The sequence below is a fragment of the Pseudomonas sp. GW823-FHT05G12 genome (assembly GCF_058795575.1).
This window is the reverse complement of the sequence record NZ_CM179501.1, coordinates 5,891,848-5,913,978: the sequence shown is the minus strand read 5'-3', so window position 1 is coordinate 5,913,978 and position 22,131 is coordinate 5,891,848. Positions and strand designations below refer to the sequence as shown.

The window sequence follows — 22,131 nt, the reverse complement described above, 5'->3', positions numbered from 1 at the left end:
GGGCTTGCCCGCAAATGGGCCCCTGGAAATATTGGCTGGGAGGCTGTAATGCGTTGGGGTACCTACTTCGCCGTACTGGCATCGGTGCTCAGTGTCGGGCTGGCGCTTGGCGTGAGCATGCCGCTGGTGTCCCTGCGCCTGGAGGCCTGGGGCTACGGCAGCTTCGCCATCGGCGTGATGGCGGCAATGCCGGCGTTGGGCGTACTGGCCGGCGCCAGCCTGGCCAGCCGCCTGGCAGGTTGGGTTGGCGTACCTTCGGCGATGCGCCTGTGCCTGTGGGGCGGGGCGCTGTCGATTGGCCTACTCGCGCTGCTGCCTAATTACCCGTTATGGCTGCTGCTGCGGCTGATGATCGGCATGTCTCTGACCGTGGTGTTCATCCTCGGCGAAAGCTGGATCAACCAACTGGTGGTCGAACAGTGGCGTGGCCGGTTGGTGGCGCTGTATGGCAGCAGCTACGCCCTGAGCCAGTTGGCCGGGCCGTTGGTGCTGGGTTTCCTCGGCTCTGATGACGACTTCGGCTTCTGGGCGGCGACCGGCCTGCTGCTGGCCGCCCCGCTGGTTCTGCTGGGGCGTGGTGGAGCGCCGAGCACGGAAGCCTGCAGTGTCACCTTTGGCGACCTGTTCGGCTTCTGCCGACGCTTGCCGGTAATTGCCTGGGCCATTGCCCTGTTCGCCTCGTTCGAGGCGATGATCCTCACCTTGCTGCCGGTGTATTGCCTGCAGCAGGGTTTCAGCACCGAAATCGCCTTGTTCATGGTGAGTACCGTGGTGGTGGGTGATGCGGTGCTGCAATTGCCCATCGGCGCGCTGGCCGACCATATGTCGCGACGTACCCTGTTCACTGGCTGTGCGGTGACCCTGCTGGTGTCCAGCCTGGCGATCCCGCTGCTGTTGCACACCCCGGTTATCTGGCCGTTGTGGGTGTTGTTCGGCGCCAGTGCCGGCGGCTTGTTCACCTTGTCGCTGGTGCTGATCGGTGAGCGCTACCGCGATGATGAGTTGGTACGGGCCAATGCCCACGTGGCCCAGCTGTGGGGCATTGGCTGTTTGCTCGGTCCGTTGTTGGCGGGAGCGGGGAGCCAGTGGATCAGCGGGCATGCGTTGCTGTTCCTGATGGCGGCCGGGGCTGCGGGGTTGGTGGTATTGACCCGGCGGCGCGGAGCCTTTGAGCCGGTTTCTGCCTGATGATTTTGGGGGCCGCAAGGCCCCGGAATCGCCGCTATAGCATCTTCTCCAAGCCAACCGCCTTGCTGATCCAGGCATTGAACCGCCGCCAGACCCCACCCGGCTCAGACGTCAGCACGTGCCGTTGGCCATTGTCCTCGGTCGCCCACACCAGCTTGTTGCCTATCAGTTTCACCTGATAGCTCAGCGCAGGCGCCATACCCTGCTGGGCCAGCTCGCGGGTGTATTCGGCCAGCTCCGGGCTGTCCACCAGTACCCCGACCTCGGTGTTCCACAATACCGAGCGCGGGTCGAAGTTGAACGAGCCGATAAAGGTCTTGCGCCGGTCGAACACGATCGCCTTGGTGTGAAGGCTCGAATCCGAGCTGCCACGAAAACTCAATCGCCCCGCGCTGGGGTCGCCTGGCTGGCGGCGAAGCTCGTAAAGCTGCACCCCGTGCTCAAGCAAGGCTCGACGATAGGGGGCATAGCCGCCATGCACTGCCGGCACGTCGGTGGCTTCAAGCGAGTTGGTCAGCAACTTCACCGAAACGCCAGCGTCGGCGCGGCCGGTCAGGTACAGCAGCCCCGGTTCGCCCGGTACAAAGTAGGCCGATGCCAGGACCAACTCGCGGCGCACGTTAGCCAGGTCCGGAGCCAGTTGCTGGCTCAGCAGTAATTGCGGGTCCGGTTCGTCTTCGGCCAACACCTTGCTGGGCGCATCCCAGAGCGCCTGTGCGTGAGCCCAGATCAACTCGTTGCGCCACACATCCAGACGCGGCTGCGACTGATAGGCCATCAAGCGGTCGTACAGGGCCTTGCGCTGGGTCCTGGCTTTGGCCAGCGACACTTCCAGGCGCTGGCGGCTGGCCCGCAGGTCGTTGGCATCCGGGTCATGCCAGAGGAAATCGGTGATCGGCCGGCTGAGGGCGCTGTTCCAGTACTGGTCGAAGCTGTGCCCCAGCTGCTCGGCCACCGGGCCCACGCCCAGCAGGTCGATGTCGGTGAAGTTGAGGTTGGGCTCGGCATCGAAATACTCGTCGCCCAGGTTGCGACCGCCGACGATGGCCATGCTGTTGTCCACCAGGAACAGCTTGTTGTGCATGCGTCGGTGCTGGCGCGACAAGTTGAACAGCCGGCCCACGGCGCGCGTAACGCCGGTACTGCGCCCCAGATGCAGTGGGTTGAACACGCGAATGTGGATGTTCGGGTGGGCATCGAGGGTGCCCATGACGGTGTCCAGGCCGTCGCTGGTGGTGTCGTCGAGCAGGATGCGCACGCGCACGCCACGGTCGGCGGCGCGCAGCAGTTCATGCACAAGGGCGCGGGTACTGAGGCCGTCGTGGACGATGTAGTACTGCAGGTCGATGCTCGCCTGGGCGTTGCGTATCAGTTCGGCGCGGGCGCGAAATGCCTCGTTGCTGTTGGGCAGCAGGCGAAAGCCCGAGCGGCCGCCATAGGGCGCGGCCTGGCGCAGCACCGAGCGGCCAAAGGCCGATTCGTGGGCAGGCAACGCCTGGCTGGTTTCCCGGGGCGCGCTGATGCTTGTGCAACCGGCAAGGCCGAGCAACAACACCAGCAGCAGAGGCAAGGCTCGCTGGAGTCTCAAGGGTGGACCGTCCTGTTACAGCAAGGGCTTTAGGGGTTTGACCGTGACGGGCGGCGCAAAGTTACGCGTCGGCGCTTTCGTCATCCAGTAGACGAAGGGCGGTTTCACCAACCTTGCGCACGGAGGCTTCGATTTGCGGCGTTGGCCTGGCGGCGAAATTCATGCGCAGGCAGTGGCGAAACTTGCCCGAGGCCGAAAAGATGCTGCCCACGGCAACCTGCACGCCCTGCTCCAGTAAAGCGCGGTTCAGCCGAAGCGTATCGAGATGTTCGGGTAATTCCACCCACAGCATGAAGCCGCCCTGGGGCCGGCTGACCCGGGTGCCCGCCGGGAAGTAGCGGGTCACCCAGTCGCCCATCAGGTCGCGGCCACGCTGGTACTGGCTGCGCATGCGCCGTACATGGGGCTGGTAGTGCCCGGCGGCGATGAAGTCAGCGATGGCCAGCTGAGGCTGGCTGGCGGTGCTGCCGGTGCTGATGTATTTCATGTGCAGCACGCGCTCCAGGTAGCGCCCAGGCGCCACCCAGCCGATCCGCAGGCCGGGCGCGAGGGTTTTGGAGAACGAACTGCAGAGCAGCACGCGGCCATCGTCGTCGAACGACTTCAGGGTGCGTGGGCGTGGGTAGGTATAGGCCAGGTCGCCGTACACATCGTCTTCCAGAATCGCCACGTCATAGCGTTGGGCGAGGCTCAGCAGGGCCTTCTTGCGTGCCTCAGGCATGATGTAGCCCAGCGGGTTGTTGCAGCTGGGGGTGATCTGGATGAGCTTGATCGGCCACTGCTCCAGGGCCAGCTCCAGCGCCTCCAGGCTGATGCCGGTGACCGGGTCGGTGGGGATTTCCAGCGCTTTCATGCCCAAGCCCTTGAGGGTTTGCATGGCGCCGTGGAAGCTGGGCGAGTCGACCGCGACGATGTCGCCTGGCTCGCAGACTGCGCGGATGCTGCATGACAGCGCCTCATGGCAGCCGGTGGTGATCACCAGGTCGGCCGGCCCCAGGCGGCAGCCGGAGTCGAGCATCAGCCGGGCCACCTGTTCGCGCAGGGCCAGGTTACCGTGGATGTTGTCGTAGTACAGGCCAGGCATGTCCTGGCGCCGGCTCAACTGGGCAAGGCTGCGCAGCAGCGGCTTCAGGGTAGGGCTGTCGATGTCGGGCATGCCGCGGCCGAGTTGCACCACATCATGGCGCGGCGTACTGCGCACCAGCTCCAGCACCTGTTCCCACTGCGAGATGTCCACCGGGCGCTGGGCCGGGCGGCTGACTGCGGGCAGTGCCGGCAACTGCCGTTGGTCGCTGACGAAGTAGCCGGACTTGGGCCGCGGCGAGACCATGCCGCTGTCTTCGAGCATGCGATAGGCCTGCTGCACGGTGCTCAGGCTGACCCCGTGCTCCTCACTCAGTGCGCGTACAGACGGCAGGCGCTGGCCAGGGCGATAGAGGCCCTGCTCGATGCGGGCGCCGAGTATTTCGGCGAGATTCAGGTAGAGGGTCAAGGCATACTCCTGCGCTGCATTGGCATAGCGACCGGTACAGTTGGGCTGAAAATACAGCATTCAGTCGGCCAACGGCCAATTCTGTATGGGAATAATAAGGCTGTATTGGATCTGTATTGTCGAGGGTGCCGACGCGCATGCTTTCTCCACGGTAGCAACTGAACGGGAGGATGCGGTGATGGGTGGCATGAGCGATGTGCGCTTGCAACTGTTGGCCAAGGAACTGGAAGCCGGGCAGCAGGCCAAGGTGTTCAACGCGCCAGAGGGTTTGGGGCGTTGGGGGCTGATGCTGCATCGCTGGCATACCCGCAGGGCGTTGCTGCAGCTGACCGATGACGAGTTGCGCGATGTCGGGCTGAGCTGGGAGCAGGCCCGGATCGAAGGGCGGAAACCCTTCTGGAAGGAATGACACGATGGTCGCAGGAGGGCCTGTTGTGCCCCAGACTTAAAACTTGCACCGACCCTGTGGGAGCGGGCATGCCCGCGAAGCAGAAGTCGCGGAGGATGGCACGGGCTTCGCCCGTGTTCGCGGGCACGCCCGCTCCCACAGGGGGCGCGTCAGCTTTTAGATTTTAAGCAAGACAGTTGCTGCCACAAGGATGGGGACTTTCAGGCCAGCTCTTTCAGGCGATGCCACAGCATCCCCAGCGCCAGCAGTGGCGAGCGCAGGTGCTTGCCGCCAGGGAAGGTGATGTGCGGCACCTTGTTGAAAAGGTCGAAGCGCCCGCTTTCCTGGCCACTGATGGCTTCACCCAGCAGGCGCGCGGCCAGGTGGGTGGCGTTGAGCCCATGGCCCGAGTAGGCCTGGGCGTAATACACGTTTGGCTGGCTGGCCAGGCGGCCAACCTGCGGCAGGCGATTGGCACCAATGCCGATCATGCCGCCCCACTGGTAGTCGATGCGCACGTCGGCAAGCTGCGGGAACACCTTGAGCATCTTCGGCCGCATATAGGCTGCGATGTCCTTCGGGTCGCGGCCTGAATAGTGGCAGGCACCGCCAAACAGCAGGCGGTGGTCGGCGGACAGGCGGTAGTAGTCCAGCGCCACGCGCTGGTCACACACCGCCATATTCTGTGGCAGCAATGCGCGTGCGCGTTCTTCGCCCAGCGGCTCGGTGGCGATGATGTAGCTGCCGGCCGGCAGCACCTTGCCGCCCAGCTCGCGATTGAGGTCGTTGTGGTAGGCGTTGCAGCACAGTACCAGGGTTTTGGCGCGTACCCGGCCTTGGGCAGTATGCACCTGCACTTCAGTGCCGTAGTCGATGCGGGTGACTTCGGATTGCTCGAACAACTTCACGCCCAGGCGGGCGGCTGCGGCGGCTTCACCCAGTGCCAGATTGAGCGGATGCAGATGCCCGGAGCCCATGTCGACCAGCCCCCCCACATAGCAGTCGGCACCCACCACGCTGTGGATATCGTCCTTGCCGACCAGCCGCAGCTCATGTGCATAGCCCAGACTGCGCAGCTCCTCAGCGTCTTCGGCAAAGCCCAGCAGCTCGGCGGGTTTGTTGGCCAGGTCGCAGTAGCCCCAGGCCAGGTCGCAGGCGATAGCATGCTTTTCTACCCGCTCGCGCACGATCTGTACGGCCTCCAGGCCCATCAGCTTCATGGTGCGCACGCCTTCTTCGCCGATGACCGGGAGGAACTGCTCCAGACCATGGCCGACCCCTCGGATCAATTGCCCGCCATTGCGCCCACTGGCGCCCCAGCCAAGTTTGCGCGCTTCCAGCAGGATGACCGAGAAACCACGCTCTGCCAGCTCGATGGCGGTGTTCAGGCCCGAGTAGCCGCCGCCGATGATGCACACGTCGGCGTTGTGTTCGCCTTGCAGGTAGGCGTGGTCGGGGTGTGGCGCGCTGCTGGCGGCGTAATAGGAGGCGGCGTGCTGCGCGCTGTGGATCATTGGGGCGGCCCTGAAAAATGGAGGGGGGACGAGGATAAGCTGTGCCATCGCGGCCGGGCAACCAGCGAGGGCTTCATACTCGTTCGCGGGTGAACCCGCGAATAAGCCTATAATCCAATCACTTTGTCAGCTTGTATCCCGTCATGTCCTGCAACCGCCACAAGATCCACTTCCTGCGCGAACTCATCCCCTCTTTCGAGTGCGAGCCCGGCTGCCACGACTGCTGCGGCCCGGTCACCACCTCGGCGGAGGAAATGGCCCGCCTGCCGCGCAAGTCCCAGGCCGAGCAGGACGCTGCTCTGGAGCGTCTGGACTGCGTGCACCTGGGCCCCAACGGCTGCACGGTGTATGAAGAGCGGCCGATGATCTGCCGGCTGTTCGGCACCACCCCGCGCATGGCCTGCCCGCGTGGTCGTGGCCCTGAACCGATGATCGACCCCGCCGCTGAACAGTTGGTCCACCAGTTCATTGCCACCACCCGCCAGGTGCTGGTCTAGCCTCAGTCCGGGATCGGCAGGCAGAGGCTCTCCTTCACCTCTTCCATCACGATGTAGCTCTTCGATTCGCGCACGTGCGGCAGTTTCAGCAGGATGTCGCCGAGCAGCTTGCGGTATGAGGCCATTTCCGAAATACGCGCTTTAACCAGGTAGTCGAAATCACCCGACACCAGGTGGCATTCCAGCACGTGGGGCAGCTTCAAGACCGCGCGGCGGAACTCCTCGAAGGTGTCGCCCGACTTGTAGTCCAGGCTGATTTCCACGAACACCAGCAGGCTGCCCTTGAGGTGCTGCGGGTTCAGGCGGGCGTTGTAGCCCATGATGATGCCCTCGCGCTCCAGGCGGCGAACCCGCTCGGTACAAGGGGTGGTGGACAGCCCAACTTTCTCGCCCAGTTCGGTGAAGGAGATACGCCCGTCATTCTGCAGGATACGCAGGATGTTGCGGTCGATCTTGTCCAGTTCACGCTTGGTCTGGTGCTGGGTTCTCATAGGGGATGCCCCTCCGTGAAAGGCGATTTTGCCGAGAATTCTCGCCAATAATAGGCTTTTATATAGTGAATTGCACTGGTCTCAAATTCCTATACTGCGCCCATTCATGCCATTTCAATAAAAGTGTGCGGCGCGCCGCGTGTGAGGGATAAAACGATGCGAGTTCTGGTACTTGGTAGCGGTGTAATCGGAACCGCCAGTGCCTATTACCTGGCCCGGCAAGGTTTCGAAGTCACGGTGGTCGACCGCCAGCCGGCGGTGGCCATGGAAACCAGCTTTGCCAACGCCGGCCAGATCTCGCCCGGCTATGCCTCGCCCTGGGCTGCCCCTGGTGTACCGCTCAAAGCCATCAAGTGGCTGCTGGAACGTCACGCTCCCCTGGCCATCAAGCTCACGGGCGATGTCGACCAGTACCTGTGGATGGCACAGATGCTGCGCAACTGCACTGCCAGCCGCTACGCGGTGAACAAGGAGCGTATGGTGCGCCTGTCCGAGTACAGCCGTGACTGCCTCGACGAACTGCGCGCCGAAACCGGCATCAACTACGAAAACCGCAGCCTGGGCACCACCCAGCTGTTCCGCACCCAGGCCCAGGTCGATGCTGCGGCCAAGGACATTGCCGTACTCGAACAGTCCGGTGTGCCCTACGAGCTGCTCGACCGCGACGGCATTGCCCGCGTCGAACCCGCCCTGGCCGGCGTGAAAGATATCCTGGCCGGCGCCCTGCGCCTGCCGAACGACCAGACTGGCGACTGCCAGCTGTTTACCACCAAGCTTGCCGACATGGCGTTGAAGCTGGGCGTGGAGTTCCGCTTCGGCCAGGATATCCAGCGCCTGGACTTCGCGGGTGACCGCATCAATGGCGTGTGGATCGACGGCAAGCTGGAAACGGCAGACCGCTACGTGCTGGCGCTGGGCAGCTACTCGCCACAGATGCTCAAGCCGCTGGGCATCAAGGCTCCGGTGTATCCGCTGAAAGGCTATTCGCTGACCGTGCCGATCACCAACAGCGACATGGCCCCGACTTCGACCATTCTCGACGAGACCTACAAGGTTGCCATCACCCGTTTCGACAATCGCATCCGCGTAGGGGGCATGGCTGAAATCGCTGGTTTTGACCTGTCGCTGAACCCGCGTCGGCGCGAAACGCTGGAGATGATCGTCAACGACCTTTATCCTCGCGGCGGTGACCTGAGCCAGGCCAGCTTCTGGACCGGCTTGCGCCCGGCGACCCCGGACGGCACACCGATCGTGGGTGCCACGGCGTTCCGCAACCTGTTCCTGAACACCGGTCACGGTACCTTGGGCTGGACCATGGCGTGCGGTTCCGGTCGCCTGCTGGCCGACCTGATTGCGCGCAAGAAGCCGCAGATCAGTGCCGAAGGCCTGGATATCTCCCGTTATGGCAACAGCCGGGAAGTGACCAAGCACGGGCAAAGCGCGCCGGTTCACCAGCAGTAATAGCCTGTGCCGGCCCATTCGCGGGCTTGCCCGCTCCCACAGGAACACCACCGCTTTTGAAAGCTGTGCACGACCTGTGGGAGCGGGCAAGCCCGCGAAGAATCCACCACCGATTTCAACCCGAACCACCATAAGGCAGCCGCCATGCGTCCCGCCCGCGCCCTGATCGACCTCCAGGCCCTGCGCCACAACTACCGTCTGGCCCGTGAACTGACGGGTGCCAAAGCCCTCGCCGTGATCAAGGCCGATGCCTACGGCCACGGCGCCGTGCGCTGCGCCCTGGCCCTGGAGGCCGAAGCCGACGGCTTTGCCGTGGCCTGCATCGAAGAGGCGCTGGAACTGCGCGCCGCCGGTATCAAAGCCCCGGTACTGCTGCTGGAAGGTTTTTTCGAAGCCAGCGAACTGGCGCTGATCGCCGAGCACGACCTGTGGTGCGTGGTGCACTCGCTGTGGCAACTGGAAGCCATCGAGAAAACCCCGCTGCACAAACCGCTCAACGTCTGGCTGAAGCTGGACAGTGGCATGCACCGCGTTGGCCTGCACCCCAAGGACTACCAAGATGCCTACCAGCGACTGCTGGCCAGCGGCAAGGTTTCGCGCATCGTGTTGATGAGCCACTTCGCTCGCGCCGACGAACTGGACGCTGACGCTACCTCCCAGCAAATCGCCGTGTTCGAAGCTGCCCGACAGGGCCTGGCCGCCGAATGCAGCCTGCGTAACTCGCCCGGCGTGCTGGGCTGGCCGCAAGCGCCCAGCGACTGGGTGCGCCCAGGCCTGATGCTGTACGGCGCCACGCCGTTCGAAGTGGCGCAGGCCGAGGCCGCACGCCTGCAACCGGTGATGACCCTGCAATCGCGGGTGATCAGCGTGCGCGAGCTGCCTGCCGGCGAGCCGGTTGGCTATGGTGCCAAGTTCGTCAGCCCTCGGCCGACCCGCGTGGGTGTGGTCGCCATGGGCTATGCCGATGGCTACCCGCGCCAGGCGCCTAACGGCACCCCGGTGCTGGTCGCTGGCAAGCGCACCCAGCTGATCGGGCGGGTGTCGATGGACATGCTCAGCATCGACCTCACCGACGTACCGCAAGCCACTGTCGGCAGCCCGGTCGAATTCTGGGGCAAGCAGGTGCTGGCCAGTGAAGTGGCCGCACATGCGGGCACTATTCCCTATCAGATCTTCTGTAACCTGAAGCGGGTACCACGGGACTACATCGGCGAATGAGACGCTGAAGCGGACAGGTTGGGGGCGGTGTGTTGTAAATACTGAACGGCATTGCCATGATATCGTTCACATCCACCCCCCTTTCACCGTTTCAGGAGGCTCCAGCTTTGGACGTCGGCGAACGACTGCAAGCCATCCGCAAGCTCAAGGGCCTGTCGCAGCGCGAACTCGCCAAGCGTGCTGGCGTGACCAACAGCACCATCTCGATGATCGAGAAGAACAGCGTAAGCCCCTCTATCAGCTCGCTGCGCAAAGTGCTGAGCGGCATTCCCATGTCCATGGTCGAATTCTTTTCGGTCGAGCTGGAGCCCCAAAGCCCCACTCAGATCGTCTACAAGGCCCATGAGCTGATCGATATCTCGGACGGTGCGGTGACCATGAAGCTGGTGGGCAAGTCGCACCCCAACCGTGCCATCGCTTTTCTGACCGAGGTGTACCCGCCAGGTGCGGACACCGGTGCCGAGATGCTCACCCACGACGGCGAGGAGACCGGTATCCTGCTTGAAGGCCGCCTGGAGCTGGTGGTCGGCAACGAGATTTTCGTTCTCGAAGAAGGCGACAGCTACTACTTCGAAAGCACCCGCCCGCACCGCTTCCGCAACCCATTCGACCAGCCGGCGCGGCTGATCAGTGCGGCGACGCCTTCAAACTTTTGATCCAGCGCAGTGCATTGATTCGGCAATACCCCTTTCCTGTGTGGGGTCGTTTCACGGCCTCTGGGTTCCCGCTATACTTTTCAACGCTCGCCGATCCGTGGCCGCGAGCGTGATTAGCCACCATGAGGGTGTTCGCGTGAATCAAATCAAGAAGATGCTGGCCGTACCAGCAGCCGTATTCGCCCTCTGGGCAATGAGCGCAACCGCTGCGACCAATGACGACATTGCCAAACGCCTGGAGCCGGTTGGCCAGGTGTGCGTCCAGGGCCAGGAGTGCAAAGGCATGGAAGTGGCCGCTGCAGCAGGTGGCGGGGGAGCCAAGACACCGGATGAAATCATCGCCAAGCACTGCAATGCCTGCCATGGCAGCGGCTTGCTCGGCGCGCCTAAAATTGGTGACACCGCCGCGTGGAAAGAACGCGCCGACCACCAGGGCGGTCTGGACGGCATTCTGGCCAAGGCCATTACTGGCATCAACGCCATGCCGCCAAAGGGCACCTGTGCAGACTGCTCGGATGAAGACCTGAAAGGGGCGATCAAGAAAATGTCCGGGCTGTGATTTACAGCTGAATTGCATGAGGCCCGCCGTTGATGGCGGGCTTTGTTTTTTTGTTGCCTGGGCCGGCCTCTTCGCGGGCAAGCCCGCTCCCACAGGTACCCCACAGGACCTGAAGGTTGTGTTAATCCTGTGGGAGCGGGCTTGCCCGCGAAAGGGCCGGTACAGGCAACCAATTACTTCAGCCCTATGTCCAACTCCTGAACCAATGGATGATTCAGGAGGCCCCATGCACCTCTGCTCCATCGACCAGGCTGTCGAGCAGGTCTTGTCCCGGCTGCCAGCCCATATCCATATGGGCCTGCCTTTGGGCCTGGGGAAACCCAACGCCTTCGTCAACGCACTTTACGCCCGCGTACGCGAGCTGCCCGAACGGCGCCTGACCATCTACACCGCACTTTCCCTCGGCCGCCCGCCACTGGGCGATGGCCTGCAGCGGCGCTTTCTCGAACCCTTCGTCGAGCGAGTGTTCGCTGACTACGAAGAGCTCAGTTACCTCGCAGACCTGCGCAACGACACGTTGCCACCCAATATTCGGGTCGAACAGTTCTTCATGCAGCCCGGTAGCCTGCTGCACAGCGAATCGGCGCAGCAGGACTACGTCAGCAGCAACTACAGCCACGCCGCACGGGATATCAACGCCAAAGGCCTGAACCTGATCGCCCAGTTGGTGGCCGCCACCCCCGAAAAGCCCGTGCACTTGAGCCTAGCCTGCAACCCAGACATCACCCTCGACCTGCTGCCGATGATCGCCAAGCGCCGCGCGGCTGGCGAAACCATCCTTATGCTGGGCCAGGTGCATGCCGAACTGCCCTACATGCCGGGTGATGCGGAGCTGCCTATCGATGCGTTCGACCTGCTGCTCGATGAAGCCGAGCAACGTCGGCTGTTTTCCACGCCAAACATGCCGGTCGGCATCCAGGACCACTGCATCGGCCTGCACGCCAGCAGCCTGGTACGCGATGGCGGTACGCTGCAGATCGGCATTGGTGCCATGGGCGATGCGGTTGCCGCGGCATTGCTGGCACGTCAGGGCGACAACGCCGGTTACCGTGCGGTGCTCAAGGCGCTGGATGTCGGACCGTGGCAGACATTGATCGAGCGAGAAGGGGGCCTGGACACCTTTGCCCATGGCTTGTACGGCTGCAGCGAGATGTTCGTCAACGGCCTGCTGGTGCTGGCTGAAGCAGGGCTGCTACGACGCCCGGCGGACGAGCAGGGCGCAATACTGCATGGCGGCTTTTTCCTCGGCCCGCAAGCGTTCTACCAGCGCTTGCGCGAGATGCCGCTGGAGCAGCGCGCGCAGTTTGCCATGACCCGTATCAGCTTCATCAACGAGCTATATGGGCAGGAGGCACTCAAGCGCCGACAACGTCGTGATGCGCGCTTCATCAACACCGCGTTCGGCATGACCCTGCTCGGTGCCGGGGTGGCTGACCAGCTTGAAGACGGCCGCGTGCTCAGTGGCGTGGGCGGGCAGTACAACTTCGTTGCCCAGGGCCATGCGCTGGAGGGCGGGCGTTCGATCCTGCTATTGCGCAGTTGGCGCGAGGCAGGCGGGGAGGTGACCTCGAACCTGTTCTGGACCTATGGCCACTGCACCATTCCCCGGCACCTGCGCGATATCGTGGTGACCGAGTACGGCATTGCGGACTTGCGTGGGCAGACTGACAGCGAAGTGATAGCGCGGTTGTTGGCGGTGAGCGATTCGCGGTTCCAGCCGGGCCTGATCAAGCAGGCAAAAGAAGCTGGCAAGCTTGCCGACGACTTTCAGCTGGAGGCGCGCTTTACCGACAATACCCCGCAACGCCTGGAGGCGATCAGGGCACAGCATGCGCGGCTGTTCCCGGAGTATCCGATGGGCACCGACTTTACGGCCGAGGAGCGGGATCTGTTGCGGGCGCTGAACTGGTTGAAGAGCAAGTTCAAGCTGAGCGAGGTGTTGGAGCTGGGCAAGGCAGCGTTGGATGCACCGGGCCCGGAAGGGTATGAGCGGCATCTGGCGCGGATGGGGCTGGAGGTTCCGCAAGGGTTGAAAGAGGAGCTTTATCAGCGGCTACTGCTGGCAGGCTTACAGGCTACAAGTTAATCGCTTGCGCACACTGGCCCCGTGTAGGAGCGGGTTTACCCGCGAATGCGATATTGAATCTGCGATCGCATTCGCAGGTAAATCTGCTCCTACGCCGGGACGGTGAGGCCTTACTCGATGAAGCTGACCACACCACCTTCCAGCGACTTCACCCGGGCCAGCGATTCAACGCGGTAGCCCTGGCTGTCCAGTTCGGCACGGCCGCCCTGGAACGACTTCTCGATCACGATACCCAGGCCCGCCACGGTGGCACCTGCCTGCTTGATGATCGAAATCAGCGCCTGCGAGGCCTTGCCGTTGGCCAGGAAGTCGTCGATCACCAGCACGCGGTCGCTGCTGTTGAGGTGACGCGGCGAAATGGCTACGGTGTTCTCGGTCTGCTTGGTGAAGGAATACACCGAGGCGGTCAGCAGGTTCTCGGTCAGGGTCAGCGACTGGTGCTTGCGAGCGAAGATGACCGGCACACCCAGTTTCAGACCGGTCATCACCGCCGGGGCAATGCCCGAGGCTTCGATGGTGACGATCTTGGTCACGCCGGCATCGGCGAACAGGCGAGCGAACTCGTCACCGATCAGCTGCATCAGCGCCGGATCGATCTGGTGGTTGAGAAACGCGTCGACTTTGAGAACCTGATCGGAAAGCACGATGCCTTCTTCGCGAATCTTCTGATGCAGTGCTTCCACTGTGATTTCCTCGATGTAGATAGTGGTCTGTATGGCCGATCTGTGAGCTCAAATCGGCCATACAAACCACCGTGGCCGCTAAAAGCGGCAAAGTTAAAGAGTAATGGTTGATCAGCGTTTGAGCATTGCCCGGATATCGGCCAGGGCGTTGTTGCCGCGAGCGGCCTTCACCTCGACCGGCGCGTCGTCCAGGCCCTCCCAGGCCAGGTCGTCCGGAGGCAGTTCGTCGAGGAACCGGCTGGGCGTGCAGTCGATGATTTCACCGTACTGCTTGCGCTTGGCGGCGAAGGTGAAGGCCAGGGTCTGGCGCGCGCGGGTGATGCCCACGTAGGCCAGGCGGCGTTCCTCTTCGATGGTGTCGGCCTCGATGCTGGAGCGGTGCGGGAGGATTTCCTCTTCCATGCCCATGATGAACACGTAGGGAAATTCCAGGCCCTTGGAGGCATGCAGGGTCATCATCTGCACACCTTCGGCGTTCTCTTCTTCTTCCTGCTGGCGCTCGAGCATGTCGCGCAGCACCAACTTGCCGATGGCGTCTTCGATGGTCATGTCACCCTCTTCGTCCTTCTCGAGGGTGTTTTTCAGCGCTTCCACCAGGAACCAGACGTTGCTGATGCGGAATTCTGCAGCCTTGTCGCTGGCGGTCTGCTGGCGGATCCAGTTCTCGTAGTCGATGTCGCGGATCATCTCGTGCAGCGCGGCAATCGGGTCTTCCAGGGCGACCTTGTGGCGCACCCCATCCAGCCAATGCTTGAAGCGCTGCAAACGCTCGGTGTAGCGCGCGTCCAGGTGCTCGCCCAGGCCCAGTTCCTCGCTGGCGGCGTACATCGAAATGCCGCGCTCGGTGGCGTAGTTGCCGAGCTTTTCCAGGGTGGTGGAGCCGATTTCCCGGCGCGGTACGTTGATTACCCGCAAATAGGCGTTGTCGTCGTCCGGGTTCACCAGCAAGCGCAGGTAGGCCATCAGGTCCTTGACCTCCTGGCGGCCGAAGAAACTGTTGCCACCCGACAGGCGATACGGCACCTGGTGATGCTGCAGCTTCAGCTCGATCAGCTTGGCCTGGTAGTTGCCGCGGTAGAGGATGGCGAAGTCGCTGTACGGGCGGTTGGTGCGCAGGTGCAAGGTGAGGATTTCCATGGCCACGCGTTCGGCCTCGGCTTCCTCGTTCTTGCAGCGGATCACGCGGATCTCGTCGCCCACGCCCATTTCGCTCCACAGCTGCTTTTCGAACGCATGCGGATTGTTGGCGATCAACACGTTGGCGCAGCGCAGGATGCGGCTGGTGGAGCGGTAGTTCTGCTCGAGCATGACGATCTTCAGGGAGGGGTAGTCCTCCTTGAGCAGCATCAGGTTCTCAGGGCGTGCGCCGCGCCAGGCGTAGATCGACTGGTCGTCGTCGCCCACCACGGTGAACTGGTTGCGCATGCCGATCAGCATCTTCACCAGCAGGTACTGGCTGGCGTTGGTGTCCTGGTATTCGTCCACCAGCAGGTAGCGCACGCGGTTCTGCCAACGCTCCAGCACCTCGGGGTGCTCCTGGAACAGTTTGACCGGCTGCAGGATCAGGTCGTCGAAGTCCACCGCGTTGAACGCCTTGAGCGTGCGCTGATAGTGGGTGTAGACGATGGCGGCGGTCTGCTCGCGTGGGTTGCGCGCCTTTTCCAGGGCCTCTGGTGGCAGGACGAGGTCGTTCTTCCAGGCACCGATCATGTTCTTGATCTCGTCGATGCCGTCGTCGCCGGAGTATTCCTTCTGCATGATGTCCGACAGCAACGCCTTGATGTCGGACTCGTCGAAGATCGAGAAACCCGGCTTGTAGCCCAGGCGCTCGTGTTCCTTGCGGATGATGTTCAGGCCCAGGTTGTGGAACGTACACACGGTCAGGCCACGGCCTTCCCCCGGGCGCAGCAAGGTGGCGACCCGCTCCTTCATCTCGCGCGCGGCCTTGTTGGTGAAGGTCATCGCCACGATGTACTGGGCGCGGATGCCGCAGTTCTGGATGAGGTGGGCAATCTTGCGCGTGATCACGCTGGTCTTGCCCGAACCTGCACCGGCGAGCACCAAAAGAGGGCCGCCGACATAGTCACGGGCTTCCTGCTGCCGGGGATTGAGTCGGGACATGCTAGAAACCGGGGGTCGCCAGAAAATAGCCGCGCATTCTAACAGGCATGGGGCCGTTGTGGCGCGACCGTCTGACGTCTGAGTCAGACTTTTGTCCGTCTAATTATTAGTGTCACTAATGCTAGTAGCTGAAAAAATCATATTTGCCGGTTTGATTCGTTTCGCGCAGGATGCACGACAAAATACGTCGGAATGCTGCGGTCGAAAAAACATGCATAAAAGTGAAAATCATTTTCATTGAATGCAGTAGCATGCCCACCAGATCTCGTTGCACCGTCAAGCCCTAAGGAGCCCGCTTGTCCACGCCTGTCGAACCTCTGCGTTTGCTGCTGTTGGCCGATGAGCCGGAATGGGCTGCCTCGTTGCACGCGTGCATGCCTGCACTGGGTGGCAGCGCCGTGCTATTGACTGCGCCAAACTGGGAGGCGGTCGACAGCCTGTTCAGCCATGATCGCCAGGCCGTCGTGCTGGCAACGCCAGGCTTGCAGCCTGCCCCCGGGCGTTGCGAGCTGCCGACCATCCTGCTGCTTGACCACGAGCCTGAGGCCGCGCCCAGCGCTGTCAGCGACTGGCTGGTGCGCGACCAGCTCAACGCCGATACCCTGCGCCGCTCACTGCGCCATGTGCGAGAGCGCGGGGTGCTGGTCGCCACCTTGCAGCGCCTTGCCGAGCAGGACCCGCTGACCGGCATCGCCAACCGCCAGGGCTTCCAGGCTTTGCTCAATGCACGCCTGGCCGAAAACGAAGGCCGTGGTGTTGCGCTTGGCCACCTGGACCTGGACAACTTCCGCCACGTCAACGACGCCCTGGGCCACCAGAGCGGTGACCGGTTGATCCTGCAGGTGGTGGCACGGCTGAAGCATCAGCTGGAGGCGGGTGACCAGCTGGCACGTCTGGGTAGCGACGAGTTCGCCCTGCTGATCGACACCCGTCGCGATGCCAATCGCGCCGAATGGATTGCCGAACGCATCGTCGAGGCCTTGGCCGAGCCCTACTGGATCGACGGCGAGAGCCTGCTGCTGGGCTGCAGCCTGGGCCTTGCACATGCTCGCGCGCAGAGCGGCGCCGATCCGCTGATGTGGCACGCGCACATCGCCATGCGTCAGGCCAAGGGCAGCCAGGGCTGCACCTTCCATGTGTTCAACGAACGCATCAACCGCAACGCCCGCAGCCTTGCCGACCTGGAAAGCGAGTTGCGCCGCGCCCTGCGCCGCGACGAACTGGAGCTGCACTATCAGCCCCGGCTGAACCTGGCTGACGGGCGCATTGTAGGCCTGGAGGCGCTGGTGCGCTGGCGCCATGCCGAGCGCGGGCTGCTGCCGCCCAGCGAGTTCGTGCCACTGGCCGAGCAGAGCGGCCTGATCGTGCCCTTGGGTTATTGGGTTATTTCCCGTGCCCTGCGTGACATGCAGGCATTGTGCGAGCGTGGCCTGGAACCGCTGCACATGGCGGTCAACCTGAGTTTCCGCCAGTTCCAGGACAGCCAGCTACTGGCCACGTTGAGTCGCCTGATCCTTGAGCACGGTGTGGATGCCCGCTGGCTTGAGTTCGAGCTGACCGAGACGGCGGTGATGCGCCGCAACGAGGTGGTGCGCCAGACCATGGACGCGCTGGGCCGCCTGGGCGTGCGCTTCTCGCTCGATGATTTCGGCACCGGGTTTTCTTCGTTCGTGCACCTCAACAGCCTGCCGATCACCTTGCTCAAGGTGGACCGCAGCTTTGTTGCGGAAATGGAAATGCGCGAAGAGAACCGCAAGCTGGTGCACGCCATGATCAACCTGGCGCACAACCTCAACCTCGAGGTGGTGGCCGAGGGTGTGGAGAGTGAAGAGCAGCTGGCGTTGTTGCGCGGGTTTGGCTGCGACCAGGTGCAAGGCTTCCTGGTCAGCAAACCGCTACCGATAGGGGAATTGATGGCGTATTTGCTGCAGGCGCCCGGACGCCAGTTGGAGGCCGTCCTGTAGGAGCGGGTTTACCCGCGAATGGGCCGGGCCTGCTGGCCAATCTCCACCAGACGTTCACTGTTGCCGCCACCACCGTATTCGCGGGTAAACCCGCTCCTACAAGGGCCGCGCAATCCTGTAGGAGCGGGTTTACCCGCGAAGAGGCCCTCACGTCAGGCCGAAGCCGTCGCCTTCCCGGCAGCCCAAGCCTTCCCCAACAACCGCTTCATCCGCCACTCAAAGCCAAACGTCAGCGCCACCGCCGCACATGCCAGCCCCAGCGCCAGCCCCCACCAGATCCCTACTGCACCACCGCCCAGGGTAAAGGTGAACAACCAGGCGCTCGGCGCCCCCACCAGCCAGTAGCACACCAGCCCGATCAGGAAGGTGGTCTTGGCGTCTTTCAGGCCACGGATCGAGCCCATGGCAATCGTCTGCATGCCGTCGAACAGTTCGAACCACGCCGCCACCATCAACAACTGCACGGCCACCTGGAAGATCGCGGCAAAGGCCGGGTCATTACGGTCGATGAACAGCCCTACCAGTGCTTCGGGCAGCAGCAGGAACAGCGCGGCGAAGGCAAACATGATCATGGCCCCAAACCCGATGCCCACCCGCCCGGCGCTGCGCGCCGCCAGCAGGTTGCCAGCGCCGTAGTACAGGCCGACGCGCATGGTCACCGCATAGGACAAGCCAGTCGGCACCATGAATGCCGTGGACACGATCTGCAGGGCAATCTGGTGCGCCGCCAGTTCGGTGCTGCCCAGCACGCCCATGCACAGCGCGGCGAAGGCGAACAGGCCCACTTCCACCATGTAGGTACCGCCAATCGGCAGGCCCAGCCGCCACAGCTCGCGCAGGGCCGCCAGTGATGGGCGTGACAGGCCCTTGCGCAGCGGGTAGGCGGTATAGGCCGGATGCCAGCGGATATACAACGCCAAGGCAGCGGCCATGCCCATCGACACCACTGCAGTGACCAGACCGATACCCATCAGGCCCAGCTTGGGCAGACCGAACATGCCTTCGATCAGTGCCACGTTGAACAGGTAGTTGAGCACCGTGCCGAACAAACTGATGACCATCACCGGGGTCGAGCGGCCCAGCGCGCTGGTGAAGCCACGCAAGGCCATGAAGGTCAGATAGCCGGGCAGGGCCAGTGGCAGCAGGGTGAGAAACTCGGCGGCCGAGGCCACGTTCTCGGGCTTCTGCCCGAAAAGCAGCAGCACAGGTTCAAGATTCCACAGCACCAGCGCAGCGAACAGCGCCAAGGCCCAGGCCAGCCACAGGCCGTTCTGCGCCAGTCGGGTGGCGCCTTCGATGTCGTTGGCACCCTTGCGAATGGCCACCAACGTGCCGACGGCGGCGATCACGCCTAGGCAGAAGATCGATACGAACGAATAGCTGGCTGCCCCCAGGCCACCACCCGCCAAAGCCTGAGGGCTGATGCGGGCCATCATCAGGGTGTCGGTCAGCACCATCAGCATGTGCGCCAACTGCGAGGCAATCAGCGGCCCGGCCAGGCGCAGCAAAGCCTTGAGTTCTGTGGTGGGCGCGACGTGCATGGGGGCAGTCCTTCATTCTGGGGTGATCAACGAAGGGCGATTCTGAGGCTTCGGTCAACTTTGCACAAAAGGATAAATGCGATAGTTGGCATGAGTTGAACTCATGTATATAGGTTTCTCGGGGATTTGCCCCACACGCCCATATTGCAGGTGCCTCATGCCACGCCAGCTACCACCGCTGTATGCCTTGCGCGCATTCGAAGCTGCCGCGCGGCTAAGTTCTTTCACCCGTGCAGGCGAAGAGCTGTCCATCACCCAAAGCGCCATCAGCCGGCATATCCGTACGCTGGAGGAGCATTTTGCCTGTCGCCTGTTCGTGCGCAGTGGCCGCAGCCTGCAACTTACCGAAGCGGGGCGGGTACTGCTGCCGGGCGTGCGCGAGGGCTTCGCGGCGTTTGAGCGGGCCTGTGAAACCTTGTGTGGTGAAGACGACATACTGCGCATGAAAGCCCCCTCGACCCTGACCATGCGCTGGTTGCTGGCGTGCCTTAGCCGCTTTCGGCATCTGCAGCCGGGCAATGAAGTGCAGCTGACCAGCGCCTGGATGGATGTCGACCATGTGGATTTCAACCAGGAGCCGTTCGATTGCGCGGTGTTGCTCAGCGACGGGGTATTCCCGCCGGAGTGGGAGGTGCGCAAGCTGTTCCCTGAGCTTCTGATCCCGGTCGGCGCGCCGGACCTGCTCGACGAGGAGCCCTGGGATGTGTGCAGGCTGGCCTCTGTCGAACTGCTGCACCCCACGGTGGACAAGCGTGACTGGCGGGAATGGCTGGAGCGTATGGGGCTTGGCGACCAGGTGTCGCTCAAGGGCGGCCAGGTGTTCGATACCCTGGAGCTGGGCATGATTGCCGCAGCGCGTGGCTACGGGATATCCATGGGCGACCTGCTGATGGTGGCCGAAGATGTGGCGCAGAAGCGCTTGAGCCTGCCATGGCCGACAGCGGTGCCCAGCGGCATGGATTACTACCTGGTGTGGCCGCGCACCCGGCGAGGCGGCGAGCGGTTGCGGCGGTTGAGTGCGTTCCTGGAAGGCGAGGTGGCGGCAATGGATTTGCCGGATGTGGAAATCCTGCCGCCTCTTTGATCACCTGCACCGGCCTCTTCGCGGGCTCGCCCGCTCCCACAGGTCGTATGCCCTGTACCTGTGGGAGCGGGCGAGCCCGCGAAGAGGCCGGTACAGATTTACATCGAACCCAGGTTCAACGCCTGTGCACAGGCCTGCAGCGACCGGCGCTCGCTTTGCGCATACAGCGCCAGCTCATCCTGTACCTGCAACCCCAGCGCAGCTTCGAACGCTTCGCGGTTGGCGTTGCTGCCGTATTCGGCCTGCGCATCGTCGCCCAGGTTGGACTGGAAGATCCCCGCCGCACTCACCGGCAGGAAGTCCTCGTACACCAGCGCCTCGAAGTGCACGTGGCCCGCGTCGATCAAGCCTTGCAGGGTGGTCGGGCGGCCTTCCTGGTCGCGTGCGGCCAGGCCTTTCTCGGTGGCGAAGTAGCGGAAGTACGCCAAGCCCTGTTCACGCATCTGCGCCAGGTCATCCGGGAACTCGGCAAAGTTTGCCTGTAGCAGCGCCATGTAACGCTCGGCATTGGCTTCGGCTGGAGCGCCACCCAGCGCAGCGCGGGTAGCGTCGAGCAACTTGTCGTAAAGCTGGCGACCTTTCGGGGTCAGCGCCGCGCCGCGTTGCTCGATTTCGCCAAAGCGCGCGGTGTGGCTGCCTTCGCGGCCTTGCTGGTCGCGGAAGGCGACCGTTTCCTGCAGGGCCTTGAAGCTGGTCTGGCGCAGCAGGATCGGGTGGCGGCGGGTGGGCGGGCCTTCAACCACGGCCTTCGGTGGGATGCCCTTGGCAGGCATGCCGAGCTGGATTGCATCGATATCCAGGGTACGCGGGGTCAGGTGGTTGATGTGCGGGCCCTTGAAGGCCACCACATCGGCGATCAGGCGGTGTTGGTCGTGCAGCTGCTGGTATTGCTCGGCCGTGACGGTAGCGTCCTGGTGCCAGCGGAAGGTGTGCAGCGCTTCCTGCACGAACGTCTCTGCATCCGCGGCGTCAAGGCCACCTTCGCGCTCACACTGGGCGATCAGTTCGAGGGCGCGGGAGGTGAAGATCTGGCGCTTGGCCAGGATGCCCTGTGCCAGCTCGCGCAACTGTGGGTTGTCGATCAATTCCAGGCGCAGCAGCGAGGTGAACACACGGAACGGGCTGACATGCAGCGATTGCTCGTGCACCGCGCGGAAGGCAGTGGAATGCACCGGTACGCCAGCGGAGCTGAGGTCATAGTAGCCGACCGGCTGCATGCCCATGACGGCGAACAGGCGGGCGATGGTGGCCAGTTCTTCGGCGGTGCCGACGCGGATGGCGCCGTGACGTTCCTGGTCCAGGCGCTCGATTTCGCCGGTCCAGCGCAGGGCCTCGGCCACTTCGGGTTGCTGGGCCATCACCTGCTGGTTGATTTCGCTCACCAGCTCCAGCAGCGTGCCGTACAGCGGCACTTCCTGTTTGTACATGAGCGACATGGCGGCAGAGAACTGCGCGCGGATGCTGTCTGGGCTGACGAAATCGTTGGCGGGCATCGCTAGCTTCCTGGTTGGGTTCGGACGCTTACATGAAAGCTGGGAATGCACTTTGCTCACAAGCGAAAAAAAGTGAGTGTGTCATTCCTTTTTTGATCGACCTCGAC

Annotated in this window: 18 protein-coding genes; 10 read left to right on the top strand and 8 right to left on the bottom strand. The window is 63.2% G+C overall.

All coding sequences use genetic code 11. From position 1 onward, the window contains the following. Nucleotides 1–48 precede the first annotated feature (48 nt). Nucleotides 49–1,188, top strand: a complete 1,140-nt coding sequence (locus tag AC3RCM_RS26850) for an MFS transporter (RefSeq protein WP_492629282.1) — start codon at nucleotides 49–51, stop codon at nucleotides 1,186–1,188. Between the two features lie 34 nt (nucleotides 1,189–1,222). Here the strand turns inward: AC3RCM_RS26850 and AC3RCM_RS26845 are convergent, their stop codons facing one another. Then, nucleotides 1,223–2,776: a phospholipase D family protein gene (locus tag AC3RCM_RS26845; RefSeq protein ID WP_064493077.1), complete on the bottom strand. Its 1,554-nt coding sequence runs from the start codon at nucleotides 2,774–2,776 to the stop codon at nucleotides 1,223–1,225. A 61-nt stretch (nucleotides 2,777–2,837) separates the two neighbouring features. Next, nucleotides 2,838–4,268, bottom strand: coding sequence for an aminotransferase-like domain-containing protein (locus AC3RCM_RS26840; RefSeq protein WP_162497232.1), 1,431 nt, complete (start codon nucleotides 4,266–4,268; stop codon nucleotides 2,838–2,840). A 178-nt stretch (nucleotides 4,269–4,446) separates the two neighbouring features. Here AC3RCM_RS26840 and AC3RCM_RS26835 point away from each other — a divergent pair, with 178 nt between their 5' ends. Further along, entirely contained in the window at nucleotides 4,447–4,677 is a 231-nt protein-coding gene (locus AC3RCM_RS26835; protein WP_017148026.1) for a DUF1127 domain-containing protein, read from the top strand. A 200-nt stretch (nucleotides 4,678–4,877) separates the two neighbouring features. Here the strand turns inward: AC3RCM_RS26835 and AC3RCM_RS26830 are convergent, their stop codons facing one another. Continuing rightward, nucleotides 4,878–6,170, bottom strand: a complete 1,293-nt coding sequence (locus AC3RCM_RS26830; RefSeq protein WP_104886907.1) for an NAD(P)/FAD-dependent oxidoreductase — start codon at nucleotides 6,168–6,170, stop codon at nucleotides 4,878–4,880. A 143-nt stretch (nucleotides 6,171–6,313) separates the two neighbouring features. Between AC3RCM_RS26830 and AC3RCM_RS26825 the strand changes: the two genes are divergently transcribed. After that, nucleotides 6,314–6,667, top strand: a complete 354-nt coding sequence (locus AC3RCM_RS26825) for a YkgJ family cysteine cluster protein (RefSeq protein WP_003253518.1) — start codon at nucleotides 6,314–6,316, stop codon at nucleotides 6,665–6,667. A 2-nt stretch (nucleotides 6,668–6,669) separates the two neighbouring features. Here the strand turns inward: AC3RCM_RS26825 and AC3RCM_RS26820 are convergent, their stop codons facing one another. After that, a complete protein-coding gene (locus tag AC3RCM_RS26820; RefSeq protein WP_003253520.1) occupies nucleotides 6,670–7,158 on the bottom strand; it encodes an Lrp/AsnC ligand binding domain-containing protein in 489 nt (162 codons plus the stop codon). Nucleotides 7,159–7,314: 156 nt separating this feature from the next. Here AC3RCM_RS26820 and dadA point away from each other — a divergent pair, with 156 nt between their 5' ends. From dadA to AC3RCM_RS26795, 5 genes are all read left to right on the top strand, one after another. Further along, a complete protein-coding gene (gene dadA, locus AC3RCM_RS26815) occupies nucleotides 7,315–8,619 on the top strand; it encodes a D-amino acid dehydrogenase (protein WP_064493073.1) in 1,305 nt (434 codons plus the stop codon). Between the two features lie 144 nt (nucleotides 8,620–8,763). Further along, nucleotides 8,764–9,837, top strand: a complete 1,074-nt coding sequence (alr, locus tag AC3RCM_RS26810; protein ID WP_064493072.1) for an alanine racemase — start codon at nucleotides 8,764–8,766, stop codon at nucleotides 9,835–9,837. A 107-nt stretch (nucleotides 9,838–9,944) separates the two neighbouring features. After that, nucleotides 9,945–10,493, top strand: a complete 549-nt coding sequence (locus tag AC3RCM_RS26805; protein ID WP_003253526.1) for a cupin domain-containing protein — start codon at nucleotides 9,945–9,947, stop codon at nucleotides 10,491–10,493. Nucleotides 10,494–10,647: 154 nt separating this feature from the next. Beyond that, nucleotides 10,648–11,052 (top strand): c-type cytochrome, encoded by a 405-nt coding sequence (locus tag AC3RCM_RS26800; protein ID WP_033723760.1) that lies wholly within the window; start codon nucleotides 10,648–10,650, stop codon nucleotides 11,050–11,052. A gap of 226 nt (nucleotides 11,053–11,278) precedes the next feature. Next, the gene (locus tag AC3RCM_RS26795; RefSeq protein ID WP_064493071.1) at nucleotides 11,279–13,138 is read left to right on the top strand and encodes an acetyl-CoA hydrolase/transferase C-terminal domain-containing protein; all 1,860 of its coding nucleotides are present in this window, start codon (nucleotides 11,279–11,281) and stop codon (nucleotides 13,136–13,138) included. A 110-nt stretch (nucleotides 13,139–13,248) separates the two neighbouring features. Here the strand turns inward: AC3RCM_RS26795 and AC3RCM_RS26790 are convergent, their stop codons facing one another. Together AC3RCM_RS26790 and rep are read right to left on the bottom strand one after the other, a co-directional pair. Further along, nucleotides 13,249–13,821, bottom strand: a complete 573-nt coding sequence (locus tag AC3RCM_RS26790) for a xanthine phosphoribosyltransferase (RefSeq protein WP_003253535.1) — start codon at nucleotides 13,819–13,821, stop codon at nucleotides 13,249–13,251. A gap of 111 nt (nucleotides 13,822–13,932) precedes the next feature. Continuing rightward, entirely contained in the window at nucleotides 13,933–15,942 is a 2,010-nt protein-coding gene (gene rep / locus AC3RCM_RS26785) for a DNA helicase Rep (protein ID WP_003253537.1), read from the bottom strand. A 296-nt stretch (nucleotides 15,943–16,238) separates the two neighbouring features. Between rep and AC3RCM_RS26780 the strand changes: the two genes are divergently transcribed. After that, entirely contained in the window at nucleotides 16,239–17,906 is a 1,668-nt protein-coding gene (locus AC3RCM_RS26780) for a putative bifunctional diguanylate cyclase/phosphodiesterase (RefSeq protein WP_014592838.1), read from the top strand. Between the two features lie 152 nt (nucleotides 17,907–18,058). Here the strand turns inward: AC3RCM_RS26780 and AC3RCM_RS26775 are convergent, their stop codons facing one another. Continuing rightward, the gene (locus tag AC3RCM_RS26775) at nucleotides 18,059–19,447 is read right to left on the bottom strand and encodes a NorM family multidrug efflux MATE transporter (RefSeq protein WP_003253541.1); all 1,389 of its coding nucleotides are present in this window, start codon (nucleotides 19,445–19,447) and stop codon (nucleotides 18,059–18,061) included. A 157-nt stretch (nucleotides 19,448–19,604) separates the two neighbouring features. Here AC3RCM_RS26775 and AC3RCM_RS26770 point away from each other — a divergent pair, with 157 nt between their 5' ends. Continuing rightward, nucleotides 19,605–20,531, top strand: coding sequence for a LysR substrate-binding domain-containing protein (locus tag AC3RCM_RS26770; RefSeq protein WP_014592836.1), 927 nt, complete (start codon nucleotides 19,605–19,607; stop codon nucleotides 20,529–20,531). 98 nt (nucleotides 20,532–20,629) lie between these two features. On the opposite strand, the gene hglS is transcribed toward AC3RCM_RS26770, so the two are convergent. After that, on the bottom strand, nucleotides 20,630–22,024 hold the full coding sequence (gene hglS, locus AC3RCM_RS26765; RefSeq protein ID WP_019436536.1) for a 2-oxoadipate dioxygenase/decarboxylase HglS: 1,395 nt from the start codon (nucleotides 22,022–22,024) through the stop codon (nucleotides 20,630–20,632). Between the last annotated feature and the right edge of the window lie 107 nt (nucleotides 22,025–22,131).

What these genes read in the sequence shown, in the direction of transcription:
- AC3RCM_RS26775 (WP_003253541.1), bottom strand. Translation starts at nt 19,447, where the DNA reads ATGCACGTCGCGCCCACCACAGAACTCAAGGCTTTGCTGCGCCTGGCC.
- alr (WP_064493072.1), top strand. Translation starts at nt 8,764, where the DNA reads ATGCGTCCCGCCCGCGCCCTGATCGACCTCCAGGCCCTGCGCCACAAC.
- dadA (WP_064493073.1), top strand. Translation starts at nt 7,315, where the DNA reads ATGCGAGTTCTGGTACTTGGTAGCGGTGTAATCGGAACCGCCAGTGCC.
- AC3RCM_RS26830 (WP_104886907.1), bottom strand. Translation starts at nt 6,170, where the DNA reads ATGATCCACAGCGCGCAGCACGCCGCCTCCTATTACGCCGCCAGCAGC.
- AC3RCM_RS26835 (WP_017148026.1), top strand. Translation starts at nt 4,447, where the DNA reads ATGGGTGGCATGAGCGATGTGCGCTTGCAACTGTTGGCCAAGGAACTG.
- AC3RCM_RS26795 (WP_064493071.1), top strand. Translation starts at nt 11,279, where the DNA reads ATGCACCTCTGCTCCATCGACCAGGCTGTCGAGCAGGTCTTGTCCCGG.
- AC3RCM_RS26820 (WP_003253520.1), bottom strand. Translation starts at nt 7,158, where the DNA reads ATGAGAACCCAGCACCAGACCAAGCGTGAACTGGACAAGATCGACCGC.
- AC3RCM_RS26850 (WP_492629282.1), top strand. Translation starts at nt 49, where the DNA reads ATGCGTTGGGGTACCTACTTCGCCGTACTGGCATCGGTGCTCAGTGTC.
- hglS (WP_019436536.1), bottom strand. Translation starts at nt 22,024, where the DNA reads ATGCCCGCCAACGATTTCGTCAGCCCAGACAGCATCCGCGCGCAGTTC.
- AC3RCM_RS26825 (WP_003253518.1), top strand. Translation starts at nt 6,314, where the DNA reads ATGTCCTGCAACCGCCACAAGATCCACTTCCTGCGCGAACTCATCCCC.
- rep (WP_003253537.1), bottom strand. Translation starts at nt 15,942, where the DNA reads ATGTCCCGACTCAATCCCCGGCAGCAGGAAGCCCGTGACTATGTCGGC.
- AC3RCM_RS26770 (WP_014592836.1), top strand. Translation starts at nt 19,605, where the DNA reads ATGCCACGCCAGCTACCACCGCTGTATGCCTTGCGCGCATTCGAAGCT.
- AC3RCM_RS26800 (WP_033723760.1), top strand. Translation starts at nt 10,648, where the DNA reads ATGCTGGCCGTACCAGCAGCCGTATTCGCCCTCTGGGCAATGAGCGCA.